Source organism: Caballeronia arvi (genome assembly GCF_001544695.2).
GTDB classification, from domain to species: Bacteria; Pseudomonadota; Gammaproteobacteria; order Burkholderiales; family Burkholderiaceae; genus Caballeronia; species Caballeronia arvi.
The window spans coordinates 1-12,544 of the sequence record NZ_FCOM02000048.1; the positions used below are offsets into that span (position 1 = coordinate 1).

10 protein-coding genes and 1 tRNA gene are annotated in these 12,544 nt (G+C 59.0%); 3 read left to right on the forward strand and 8 right to left on the reverse strand.

All coding sequences use genetic code 11. The features are described 5' to 3' along the window. Positions 1-1,113: 1,113 nt before the first annotated feature. The 3 genes from AWB74_RS33315 to AWB74_RS33325 form a co-directional block, all read right to left on the reverse strand. On the reverse strand, positions 1,114-1,995 hold the full coding sequence (locus tag AWB74_RS33315) for a polysaccharide deacetylase family protein (RefSeq protein WP_061150930.1): 882 nt from the start codon (positions 1,993-1,995) through the stop codon (positions 1,114-1,116). 74 nt (positions 1,996-2,069) lie between these two features. After that, a complete protein-coding gene (locus AWB74_RS33320) occupies positions 2,070-3,050 on the reverse strand; it encodes a GlxA family transcriptional regulator (RefSeq protein WP_061150931.1) in 981 nt (326 codons plus the stop codon). Between the two features lie 1,052 nt (positions 3,051-4,102). Continuing rightward, positions 4,103-5,095, reverse strand: coding sequence for a GlxA family transcriptional regulator (locus tag AWB74_RS33325; RefSeq protein WP_087039345.1), 993 nt, complete (start codon positions 5,093-5,095; stop codon positions 4,103-4,105). A 591-nt stretch (positions 5,096-5,686) separates the two neighbouring features. Between AWB74_RS33325 and AWB74_RS33330 the strand changes: the two genes are divergently transcribed. Then, positions 5,687-5,763: transfer RNA gene (locus AWB74_RS33330), tRNA-Val, on the forward strand. An 84-nt stretch (positions 5,764-5,847) separates the two neighbouring features. Here AWB74_RS33330 and AWB74_RS33335 read toward each other — a convergent pair. The 4 genes from AWB74_RS33335 to AWB74_RS33350 all read right to left on the reverse strand — a co-directional run bounded on the left by AWB74_RS33335 (position 5,848) and on the right by AWB74_RS33350 (position 9,985). Next, positions 5,848-6,066, reverse strand: coding sequence for a hypothetical protein (locus AWB74_RS33335; protein ID WP_061150878.1), 219 nt, complete (start codon positions 6,064-6,066; stop codon positions 5,848-5,850). An 81-nt stretch (positions 6,067-6,147) separates the two neighbouring features. Next, the gene (locus tag AWB74_RS33340; RefSeq protein WP_061150879.1) at positions 6,148-7,488 is read right to left on the reverse strand and encodes a DUF3100 domain-containing protein; all 1,341 of its coding nucleotides are present in this window, start codon (positions 7,486-7,488) and stop codon (positions 6,148-6,150) included. 100 nt (positions 7,489-7,588) lie between these two features. Then, positions 7,589-9,100, reverse strand: a complete 1,512-nt coding sequence (locus AWB74_RS33345) for an aldehyde dehydrogenase family protein (RefSeq protein ID WP_061150880.1) — start codon at positions 9,098-9,100, stop codon at positions 7,589-7,591. A 6-nt stretch (positions 9,101-9,106) separates the two neighbouring features. Beyond that, positions 9,107-9,985, reverse strand: a complete 879-nt coding sequence (locus tag AWB74_RS33350) for an NAD(P)-dependent oxidoreductase (protein ID WP_061150881.1) — start codon at positions 9,983-9,985, stop codon at positions 9,107-9,109. Between the two features lie 113 nt (positions 9,986-10,098). Here AWB74_RS33350 and AWB74_RS33355 point away from each other — a divergent pair, with 113 nt between their 5' ends. Both AWB74_RS33355 and AWB74_RS33360 read left to right on the forward strand, forming a co-directional pair. Further along, positions 10,099-11,007 carry a LysR family transcriptional regulator gene (locus AWB74_RS33355; RefSeq protein WP_061150882.1) on the forward strand — a complete coding sequence of 303 codons (909 nt, stop codon included), beginning with the start codon at positions 10,099-10,101 and terminating at the stop codon, positions 11,005-11,007. 23 nt (positions 11,008-11,030) lie between these two features. Then, on the forward strand, positions 11,031-11,516 hold the full coding sequence (locus AWB74_RS33360) for a nucleoside deaminase (RefSeq protein WP_061150883.1): 486 nt from the start codon (positions 11,031-11,033) through the stop codon (positions 11,514-11,516). A 14-nt stretch (positions 11,517-11,530) separates the two neighbouring features. Here AWB74_RS33360 and catA read toward each other — a convergent pair whose 3' ends face one another. Further along, on the reverse strand, positions 11,531-12,439 hold the full coding sequence (gene catA, locus AWB74_RS33365) for a catechol 1,2-dioxygenase (RefSeq protein WP_061150884.1): 909 nt from the start codon (positions 12,437-12,439) through the stop codon (positions 11,531-11,533). Between the last annotated feature and the right edge of the window lie 105 nt (positions 12,440-12,544).

Here is a 12,544-nt window from a genome sequence, read left to right on the forward strand (position 1 = left end):
TCGTCTGGCCACGAACCTACGTCAAAACACGACATTTCTATCTGGCAGAAACACGACATTTCTATCTGGGACCTACAAACAAAAAGTCGCTAATTTATGTTATGTCAAATATAACGCCCGACCGCTTTCGACAGACAACAGCTCCATCCGCGTCTACAGCGCTGTCGGCCCAATCTTGAGCGTTTTCTCTTCCAGCCGACATCACGCATGCTCACGTCGAGCGGCTTGTTGTTCTTCAGCGCGAGATCGGACGTTGGCTTCTGGCCGTCATGCCAACGCCCGCGCACCCACGACTGTGGAAATCAATTGCTTTCGCATCGTCTGCCACGGTTTCTGCCCTTTACGACCGTCAAATGTTCTATCGGTCGTCTTGATCCCTCGGCGCTCTTGATCGCGCAACACATAAAGCGCAACCGAATACGCCGATCAAAACACCTGATACGAAGCATAAAACATGGGTGAAAATGCTCGTCATTAACGACTCTCTATTGATTGTCAAATGCTCAAAATCACATCGTTATTCCACCGCGCCAGCGTCGCACTTCCCACAGTCTATTAGTCAAAACCGACCGAGAACGGTGCTCGCTTGATGTAGCCCATGCACAATTGCGTCTGTTACTCGCAAGCGTACTCTAACGCGAACTCTCGGTTGCCGTTACCCTTAACAAGGGGGTACGCCCATAGCGTCAAACCATGTTCCGGAGGTCGGAGCTGAATTCGGCGCACCTGAACTTATGAGCCCCATCCGGCCCGACCGCATCAGCTCGATCGGTCCGCTGGCCGTCTCGAAAGTGCCCCCTCGTAGCGCACCGGATGTCTTCTTACATTCTCGACGAACTCCCCGAAGCCGGTGGCTGAGATAACGATGTGATGCATCGCGGCCAGAGAGACAGTCTGATCGTGGCGTCGAAAAACACGCGTGGATTGGAGCTTTGCTGAAGCGGATACGCGAACGGCAGCAGGAACGGGCGCCCATCAGAGCTCGTCGGAGGACTAAGCCCTCGCGTACGAGGCACCAAGCTTCGGCTTGGTGACATTAGTATGCTGCATATCCGGTCAATCAACAGAGGCGCAGGACGAGACACTGCGCCCTTCTCGACCCTTTAGTCTTGGTCAGAACTGCGGCGAATACCCGGAGAAGTTCCGAGCATGGCGCACATATCGCAGGAACACTGGAATTCCCGTCAATTGTGCTGCAAACCACCACAGCGTGGCGTCGTCGTCTATGACGATCGTCTTGAGACGATATGGGTCGCTGCGGCTATCGTTCCATCCGAGATCGCAAGTGCGTGCCGACTTATAACCGGCGGCTTTTACGAATCCGACTTCGCGGTCGGTGTAATTGCCGTTCGGATACGCGAAATGCTCACATTCGGTCCCGAGCATGGATTCGAGTTCCGACTTACAGACGGAGATCTCCTGTTCGCACTCGCGGTCGTTGCACCGGGTCAGGATAGGATGAAAGCGAGTATGTGCCTGAAAATCCACGAATGGGCGCATTGCTTCGATTTGCCCTGCCGTCAGCCCCGTCCCGTCTCCCTCGTGCGTCTGGTGATATCCGTATTTGCCAAGCTCGGCGAGGCGCTCCGCATTGCTCATTCGCTTGAGGCGCTCGATGCCGGCTTGCTTTGCGCCAGGATGAAGCCACCAGTGCATGGTCGGGCGGCCGACGATTTGGCTGCAGAGGAAAATCGTCGGACGCACATTATGTTTGATGAAAACCGGCAACAAGTCCGCGTTCCCCGCTGCACCGTCATCAAGTGTAATCGCGGCCCGGGGACGTCCGCTTCCTGGCGAAGCCACATGCGCGAGCGGGACAACATCGCAAAAGGATTTTAGATACGTCAGATGGTAATCCAGCGTGTCGGGTTTAGGATCGTGGTACAGAAGAACGGCGACGCGATCGCGCCAAAGGAGCTTACGCGACGCGACGTCAACCCTGAAACTCGTAATGCCGCGCGCCAGTATTTTTTTTAAGGCCGTCTTGGAAATCATGTCTGTCCTCATTGCGTCGTGGCTAAGGCCGGAACAGTTGTGCACCAGGCAACCGACCGCTCTAAGATTAGGAGCTAGAGTATGTTTTCCTCGCGTTTCAGAGCACGATATTCAGTAGGCGACATGGAGAACTGCTTTCTGAACAACTTCGACAGTCGTTCCCCACTGCTCAGGCCCGTCCTTCGAGCGATTTTGTCGATGGGAAGCTCGCTGTTCATGAGCAATTCGCAACTAAGCTTCAGACGCGCGTTCAATAGGTATTGCGAAGGCGTGAGGCCCATTTGACGCTTGAAATGGCGGGAGAAGTTTCTTCCACTCATCGCGGCAGTGTGCGCAGCGTCGACTACTGAGACGGGCTTGCCACAATTGCGCTCCAGCCAACGCGCGGATTCCTGTGTCTTCTCGGCAGTGGTCGGCGTCCTTATCTCGCTCAGCATAATGGACAGGTGTTGATTATCGAGGAGACGTTCGGCAGTTGACGATACGATATCGTATCCAAGATCTCGTTTGAGCAGACCCAACCCATACACCAATGCATGGCTGCGCTCGTCCCTGGGCCGGCTAGGACGATCATGCGTGAACACATCGCGACCGAGCGAAACACATGTGTTGCATGACAGGCCGGCAGCCGCCAACAACGTATGCCCGCTGCCCAGCGCACTTATGGCGACACTTTCGGAACCGATCGTTTTCAACAGTTCGATGAGTCCATCGTCTGCCGACGCACCCGTCACGCCGGCCCCGCCGGCGACGTACAACGCATCGAAAGCGCCGGATCGCTGTAGGTCCAGCTGTTCCGTGCAAACACGGATAGACGACGAACAGGGCACTACCCCACCACGAGCCGACAGGAGAGAGACGCGGTACGTGAGACGCCTTCTTTCCCCGGAACCTTGCAATTCGTTTGCGATGTGCAGCGTTTCTATCAGCGTACCGACTCCTACAAGAGAAAACCCGTCATATAAGACGATACCAACATGCTTAACATCGGGACCGCCGAATGGTTCGAATCTACTGCGCAAGTCTGCATCGCAACAGAAGATGGCGTGAGACATAGCCATGAATTCCTCTCAGGTCCACTTAAATGGCAGTTATGTCTATCAAAGTCCGTTTGTCCCCGTTTGATTGAGACCTGGGGAGACGGCCCATCCACCTAGTGGCGGAATCGATCAGGAGTCTGTCCGAATTGGACGGTCCGATACTGCATGTTCGACTTGGGAAGATCCGTTGGGCAGCGCACATTCCGACTTTCTTCGATTGGTAATGCGAGTAATCTCTTTCATCTTTGCCCAACTTCCATGACCGAATCGTTGCAATTAGGAATGCCAAGGTAATAGCGTTGTTGTGAGGGGAAAAAAGAACGGCCCGCCGAAATTAACCGACTATCAATTCAGCGTGTCGCGAAATCGGTCCGCATCCGTCGCTCGCCAGGTCGTATTGGCGGTCCTGCCCCGCTTCGCCAATCGACGCTCACCCGGTTCGCGTGGAAACACTGCGTCCCTTCATCTGCGTGAAATAGAAACGAGATTGTGGGGAGATTTTTTTTCGGTTCAACTGGGTTTCGTAAGAGCTATCGGCGATAATATCGCTATCCTGGATACCAAGAACGTTTTATAGACGAAGAGTCGTCTACCGGCGTTGATCGCGTCCGATTCTCCGGACGGGCCTGAAAACGTGCTTATTTGATTCCAAGTCTGGACTACTAAAAGAGTCCTTTTTTGCAAGCGGGGCTACTTTTTGATTTCCTCATTAGCGAAAGCCTAGGCCAAAACCGATGCATTTGGTACGGTCTAAGCGACGATATGTGGGATAGCGCACGGTCCTTTCTACCGCCGGGCATGCCTTTTGTCAGGAGAGAAAAAGTTTTGCCCATGCCGATACGATCATGCATAACCGGTTGATTCTTCGTCAGTTGAGAATGAGTCTAACTCAGGAGCCCGCTTACATTCCCTACATCCATCGGGTTTCTTATAAGAAAGATCTTCAGTGCTAAGGATCCTGCCTCGCGAATCGACGAGGCATTCGGGGTCGTCATCACAGCGCGGCGCCCTGCCATGAGCGATGGCATGTTCAGCCCGGTCACGCGCGGTCACAGGGTCTTCGAATGTCATTCGTTCCGTCGGCTATTCGTCCGGAATTCAGTGGGCGACATCGAAAACTCCTTGCGAAACAACTTCGACAGGCGCTCTCCGTTGCTGAGGCCGGTGCTGCGAGCTATCTTGTCGACCGGTAGCTCACTACTCACGAGCAGCTTGCATGTGAGATCGAGTCGCGCGCGAAGCAGATACCTCGATGGAGTGACGCCGATCTCCCGCTTGAAGAGACGCACAAAATTGCGCTCGCTCATCGAAGCCATCCTCGCGGCATCGACGACGGATATCGGTTTTGCGCAGTTCTGCACTAGCCAGCGTGCCGATGAGCACACCTTTTCCGCCAGCGTGGTTGCATACCTGTCCTGGAAATCGCCGGCCAACGAGCCGGCTGCGCCTGAGCCGACGCAATCTGCCACGCGTACCGCCAGTTCCGAGCCGAGATCCTTCTTCAGAAGTGCGAGCGAACTCATCAACGCCTGATCGGGATCGTGCTCGGGAACGGTCGGCGTTGACATTCCCGCGTAGATATCGTGCATCATCGAATGCCGGTCACATTGCCGCACCCCGGCCGCTGACAAGAGCATGTGGCCATTGCCGATTGCCGTGATGGTGACACTCTTCGCGCAGAGCCTGCGTAATAGTTCGATGAGGTCGGAGTCGGCCGACGCACGCGCGACCCCGCTTCCTCCCGCGACGAAAAGTGTGTCGAAGCGATCGATTTCCCGGGCACTTGGCTGCTCCGTCAACACCGACATCGACGACGAACAGGAAACAGTCCCGCCACGTGCGGAGATAAGATTCACGCGATATTTGAACGGGTTCGCAGAACTTTCGGACTGCAACTCATTCGCAATATGAAGCGCTTCTGCAAGCATGCCGGCCGCAAGCAAAGAAAACCCGTCGTACAAGACAATTCCAATATCCTTGACTTTTTCCGTGAATTCCTTTTGACGAACGTCGTCGCACGGGCGAGCCACATCTTCGAGCACATAGAGTGGAGTTGGCATGTAGTCTCCAATTCGATTCGTTCTTGATTCTTCGTGTGGAATGCACAAATGCCGTCCATCAGAGCGTGGGTCGCATTGCTCTCACTAGTGAGAATACAGGCAAGAAAAATTTGCGTCGATAAGATTGAATAAATAGCTATCCATATGAAAAAACGCCCGATGCATTTTCGAACGATGAATGATTGCGTACGTTCGTATAGAGACATAGAATGCATAACGCATAACATATGCTCGCTCACGAATTGATCTTATGGTAAGAGCCTTGGCTATCCGGCCATCCATTCGTGAGTGGCGCAGTTCTAATAGCACCCTCCAGACCTGCGTCTACTGGGTCCTTTGGCCGGAAAAGCATCGGAATGCGAAGTAATGATGCGGAGCTTGCGTTGAGGAGTTATCGGTCGCCGCGTCACGCGTGGAGGCAAGAGAAAGGGAGTTCAGGCGAACCCATCGACAGAACGACGGCGGGTAGAAACCAGGGAACTTCAGCGCGGCTCCGTACCTGGCTTCTTACGGTCCAAACAACACGCAAAAAGAATTTCACCCAAAACCTCCCACAGGGCGAAACTTTCCCCTATAATTCGCGCCTTCTGTAGGCTCGTAGCTCAGCTGGTTAGAGCACCACCTTGACATGGTGGGGGTCGTTGGTTCGAGTCCAATCGAGCCTACCAACGCATATGTACGAACGCACCGACGCGATATCGATCGCCTCGGTGCGTTTTCATTCGCGCGCGATTTTCAACTGACGCGCAGGTTCAGTCCCAGCAATTCCGGAACGCCACAGCAACGATCACCGGCACGGTGAGCACGAGCGGAATGGCGAAGTACGGGATTTCCAGATGAACGATCCACGTGTAGATCAGCCAGCCCACGCCCAGCACGAGCGTGGCCAGCCCGATGAGGGCGGTCAGCACGTTGAGCATGCGCGGCGACATTCGTTTGGCAGGGACTTCTTTGCCCGAAGGAGTTTCCATGGCGGCGGGCGCATTCGAGCGCGAGACAGGTACATCTAGATTTTATACCGCGCTGCCCGCGCCGTACTGCCGCCGTCATGCTCAGATGTGGAACAGTTGCGCCACCAGCGCCGCGCCCAGAAACGTCCCGGCGTTCGCCACGAAGGACACCAGCACGATCCGCCAGCCGAGTCGCCTGAACGCCGGAATGTCCTTGGCGATCGAAAGTCCCGCGAAGGTCAGCATCGGCGTCGTCACGCCAAGGAAGTCGTTCTGCGCGCTCAGCGTCGCGATCTGCGCGCCCCACGGGCACCACGGCGACGTCAGGAACATCGCCACGATCGACACCCAGCAGACCGCCGGAATCTTGCGCCCGGTCGCCTGCGCGATGGCATCGCCGACGATCGTCGCGAGCACCATCACCGCCATGCCGGGCAGACCATGCAGCGGCGTCGTGCCGTGCGTGATCCAGTCGGCGACGAGCGCCATCGCCGCCGTCACGCCCCACGCCAGCATCTTGCCGCCGTAACCGAGATGCGGTGCCTCGGTCTTCACATCGCCCAGTTTCGGCGCCGACGAATCCGCCTCCCGCGAACTCGACGCCTTTGTCGTGCGGCCGATCAGCGGCTCCAGCAGCCGATAGCCCCACACCGCCATCGGCAGCGAAATGAACAGCGTGAAATACGTGCCGATGGTCGTCGTGATCAGGTTGCTCGCCGCCGCGAACGTCAGCACGGATTTGGCCGTTTCCGGGTCCTGCTGCGCCGCGATCGCGCCCGATGCCGCCGCCATCATGCTGCCCGACCCGACGCCAGAGCCCATCGCGAGCGCGAGCGGATGAAAGATATGCAAGCTCGCGACGAAGCCCGCGAAAATGGCGATGAACACTGCGCCGAACACCGTGCCGGTCAGATATTCGGCAAGCACGCCGCGCCCTTCCGCCGAATCCATGCCGTACTTCTCGCCGATGATCGCAAGGCTCGGCTCGCGCCCGACCGAAAACGTCGCGCCGATCGCTTCGCGCTTGATGCCGAGCAAAAGCGCGAGCGGCAAGCCGAGCAGAATCGTGCCGACGAAGTGGCCGAGCTCCTGGAACGCGAGCGCCCAGCCCGCCGCGGCGAGCTTGGGCAAGGCGCTGCCGACCATCAGCCCGAGCTTCGAAACGAACAGCAGTAGCGCTGGCTGAAGGATGGCGGCGGCATAGAACTGGCTGCGCACGTCGAGCCGCGCGGGGCTTTTCCAGCGTTCGGACGCGAGCCCGAGTGCGGCGCCGAGCAGGAGCGCCCAGATCATCGGCAGCAGAACGACTTTGCCCGGGCCGATCTTGAACGTGAACGAGCCGATGAACTCCGCGATCAACAGAATGATCGCCGCATAGAAAAAGAGCTTCGCGGTTCTCAGGCCGCTTCCATCCGCGCGATCCGCGCTCAACGTGCTTTGCATTGTCTCGTCCCCTTTGTGTGCCCGCGCGATGCCGCAGCAACGCGCGGGCGCTTTGATCATAAATAGATCATAGACAGGTCATAGCCCGGTCATAACCCGTTCATAGATAACCGAACGTGGTGGCCGGATCCTTCGCCGTTTCGATCCACACGCTCTTGGTCTGCGTGTACTCGTAGAGCGCCTCGACGCCGCTGGATCGTCCATAGCCGGACAAGCCGTAGCCGCCGAACGGCGACGCCACGTTGATCGTCTTGTAGCCGTTGACCCAGAACGTGCCCGCATCCACCTGACTCGCGACGCGATGCGAGCGCGCGACATCGTTGGTCCACACGGCGCCCGCGAGGCCGAACTCGGTATCGTTGGCGATCGCGACGGCTTCCTCTTCCGAGTCGAACGGAATCGCCGCCACCACCGGCCCGAAGATCTCCGTGCGCGCGACGTCCATGTCGTTGGTGACGCCCGCGAGCACGGTCGGCGGCACGAAGTAGCCCGCTTCCGAGCGCTCGGCCGTGCCCGCCGCGAGTGTCGCACCGGCGGCGACGCCCTTTTCGATCATCGATATCACGTGGTCATATTGCCTGCGATTATTGATCGGGCCGACCTCGGTGGCATCGTCGAGCGGCGCGCCGACGCGAATCTTTTTCGCGCCCGCCGCGACCATCGCGACGAATTCGTCGTAGACGGAACGCTGCACGAGCAGCCGCGAGCCCGCGACGCAGCTTTGCCCCGCGCCCGCGAAAATCGCCGCCTGTGCGGTCAATGCGGCACGCTTGAGATCGGCATCGGCGAAGATGATGTTGGCCGACTTGCCACCCAGCTCGAGCACGCACGGCAGCACGCGTTTCGCCGCGGCTTCCGCGATGCGCGCGCCCGTTGCCGGCGAGCCGACGAACACGACCTTCTTCACCGCCTTGTTCGCGATCGCCGACTGCGCCACCGTCTGCCCGAGCCCCGCGAGCACGTTGATGAGACCCTTCGGCGCGCCGCCGCGCTCGGCCAGCAAGCCGATCACGAGCGACGTGAACGGCGTCAGCTCCGAAGGCTTCAGCAGCACGGCATTGCCCATCGATATGGCGGGCGCGACCTGCCAGCCGCACGTGAAGACCGGCGCATTCCACGGCGTGATCTGCAGCACGGTGCCGGCGGGCTCGCGGCGCGTGTAGTTCAGGTGCGATGTCGGCACGGGGATCACATCGCCATAAAACTTGTCGGCCCAGCCGCCGTAGTACTCGAACATCTCGGCGACCTTCGCCACTTCGCCGCGGCAATCGCGGATCGGCTTGCCCGAGCCGAGCGATTCGAGCCGCGCGATCTGCTCCGCTTCCTTGCGGATCTCGCGCGCGATCTCGAACATCACGCGGCCGCGTGCCGCGTGCGTGAGCGCCCACCATTGCTTCTGCGCGCGCGTGGCCGCCGCCGCTGCCTGCTCGACGACCGCCGCGCCGCCGTCCTTGTACGCGAGACTCGGTTTGCCCGTGGCGGCATCGTAGAGCTGGATGCTATCGCCCGCGCCTTCGATCAGTTCGCCACCGACATACGAGCCAATGGTCTTCGCGCCCGGAAAGAAATGCGCGAAGGCCGCGAGAAGCTGTTCTGCTGCGTCGATATTCATATTCGATTAGTCCCGTTGCTTCGATTCATTGAACTGCACGATGCGATTGAAATCCTCCGCATCGCCGATGCTCGCCTCGCTCGCCGCCCACAAGCGCCCTGCTTCCCGCGCGACCGGCGCGTTCTCGTGCACGCTGTCGAGCAGCGCCATCGCGAGACGAACGTCCTTGCGCATCAGCTTCATCGTGAAGCCAGAGTCGAACTTGTCGTTGAAGATCCACGTCGGATAGTTGGTGAGCGTCGCGCTGTTGCGGCCCGATCCGCCGTTGAGCGCCTCGACGAGCTTTTCCGGATCGACGCCCGCGCCCTGAGCCGCGCGCACGGCCTCGCTCGCGGCGAGCAGATGCACGCCCGTCAGCATGTTGTTGATGATTTTCGTCACGTGCCCCGCGCCGACCGGCCCAACATGCACGCGCTTCGCGCTGATCACGGCGAGGATCGGCTCGACCGACGCGACGTCGCTTTCCGAGCCGCCGAGCACCATCGTCATCGTGGCGGTTGCGGCACCTTTCGGGCCGCCGCTCACGGGCGCATCGACAAAGCCGATACTGCATTCCGCGAGCGCGGCGGCGACTTTCTTCGTACTGTTCGGATCGGCGGTCGTCGTGTCGACGACGATCAGGCCTGGCTTGCCGCTCGACGCCACGCCGCCCTGCCCGAGCACGACTTCTTCGACGATCGCGGACGTCGGCAGCGAGAGAATGAGCACGTCGACTTCGCTCGCAATCGCCGCAATCGACGTGCGCGCTTCGATTCCGTCTTCCCGAAGCGCTTCGGCTACTCCCGGCGCCGCATCGAAGCCGAGCACGCGAAAGCCGCCCTGTTTGGCGCAGCGCGCCATGCCGCGTCCCATGTTTCCCAGACCGATCACACCTACTGTTTTCATCCGTTCAGCTCCTCATGTGCGTTTTGCGGTCTTGTCATAATCGGCCGACGAAGCCGTACAATCAATCAACGCCAATATTGGATTTGTTCTAATTTCTAGAACACTCGCCCGCCATGACGGACAATCTCACCGACAGCCGCATCGTTTATTTTTTCGAGTCCGTGCGCTGCGGCACGATTCGCGCGGCCGCCGATTACCTCAACGTCGCGCCATCCGCAGTCAGCCGGCAGATTGGCCTGCTGGAAAAGGAACTGGATGCCGCGCTCGTCGAACGCCATGCGCGCGGCGTGAAGCCGACCGAGGCCGGGCAATGCGTGATCGAATACTTTCGCGAGCAGCTCGCGCATCGCGATGATCTGCTCTCGCGTCTTCAGGAATTGCGCGGATTGCGCACGGGGCGCGTGAATATCGTGCTCGGCGAAGGCTTTGTATCGGATCTGCTTTCCGGTCCGATGCAGCAGTTCTGCCGGCACTATCCCGGCATCAAGGTGAATCTCGATCTCGGCGGCACCAACGACGTGATTCGCAAGATCTCCGAGGATGAAGGCGAGATTGGTCTCGTGTATAACCCGCCGCAGGAGCCGAAGCTCGTGTCGCGCGCAATCAAGCGCCAGCCGATGATGGCGATCGTCGGCGCGAATTTTCCGCTCAATGAATGCAAGTCGATGAGCGTGCAAGAACTCGCTCGATATCCGCTCGCGGTCACGCACGCTTCATACGGCACGCGTCAGATGTTGGAGGCGGTCGAGTATGCGGAAAAGCTGCGGCTCGATCCGGTCGTGACGACGAACTCCATCGCCATACTCAAACAGTTCGTGAAATCGGGGCTCGGCATCACGGTGCTGCCTGCGTTCGCCGTGACGAGCGAAATGGCCGCGGGCGAGCTCTTCGCGATCGATATCAATCATCCGATTCTCGCCGATGCCGAAGCGCATCTCGTGACGCGCGCGGGGCGCAGGTTATCGGTTGCATCGAACAAGATGCTTCAGTTCATGACGGCGCAGATGCGCGCCTTTCGTTAATTCAGTCAACAGGAGGACACAGCATGATCGACGATACCGACAAGAAGCATTTGATCCGCTGCATCGAACTCGCGCAGGAAGCGCTCGACGATGGCGACGAACCGTTCGGCTCGATGCTCGTCGCGAAAGACGGACGCGTGCTTTTCGAAGACCGCAATCGCGTGAGCGGCGGCGATCACACGCGGCATCCGGAATTCGCGATTGCGAAATGGGCGGCGGAGAACGTGCCCGAAGCGCAGCGCAAGGAAGCGGTCGTGTACACGTCAGGCGAACATTGTCCGATGTGCTCGGCAGCGCACGCGTGGGTCGGGCTGGGGCGCATCGTGTATGCGGCATCGACGGGGCAGTTCACGCAATGGCGTGCCGAACTCGGCGCGAAGCCGGGGCGCGTGCGCCCCCTCGCGATTCAGGACGTGATCGACGATACGGTTGTCGATGGCCCTGTCGAAGAATTCGCCGAACGCGTGAAGGCACTGCATGTGTCGTTCTATCGCAAGGCGAGTGCTTAGCGATAGATCGACACTCAGGCCGCCGCGCGCACGCGTTCCACTTCCGTGCCGGGCACGTCATCGCGTTCGCTGCATAGCCTGAAGTCGAAGTCGATCAGCGCAAAGCGCCCATCCACGCCATAGGGTTTGCCTTGTGCGCCTTCGGCCTTCTTCACTTCGGGCACGAGACCGTCACGCGTCGCGAAAGCGAAGTCGTCCCACAGATACGGATCGCCGTCGATATTGATCTGCGTCGTCAGTTTGCGATAGCCCGGCGCGGACACAAAGAAATGAATGTGCGCGGGACGATGGCCATGCCGCCCGAGTTGATCGAGCAATTGCTGCGTCTTGCCACCAGGCGGCACGCTATAGCCCACCGGCACGACGCTCGTGAACGCGTAATGGCCCGCGCTATCGGTGCGGATTGAGCGGCGCAGATTGAACGCGGATTGCGCTTTATCGAAGTGCGAGTAGCTGCCGAGATGATTTGCGTGCCACACTTCGACCAGCGCATTCGCGAGCGGAGTGCCATCCTTGCCCAGCACGCGGCCGCGCATCACGAGCGTTTCGCCTCGAGTCGTGCCATCGTCGAGACGCGCATGCCCGACGGATTCCGGCGCGCCCGCCACATAGAGCGGCCCTTCGATGGTTCGCGGCGTGCCGCCTTCGAGACCGGCTTGCGCTTCTTTCTCGTCGAGACGCGCATCCAGGAAGTGCTCGAAGCCGAGGCCTGCCGCGAGCAAGCCGAACTCGCCGCTCTGCCCCGCTTCGCCGAGATAATTCAGCGCTGTCCAGAATTCGCCCGGCGTAACGTCGAGATCTTCGATCGTATAAAACAGATCGCGCACGATACGGTTCACGATCGCTTTCGTGCGTGCGTTGCCTTCGTTCGTGGCGCTCTCGTTGAACTTTTTCAGCAGTGCGTCGATGGTCGCTCTATTCATGTTCGATGTCTCCGTTTGTGGGTTACGTCGCATCGAAATTAATTGACAGGCCTATATCGGTCAAATCAATCATATATGGCGAGATGCATCCATGAATCTTATTGG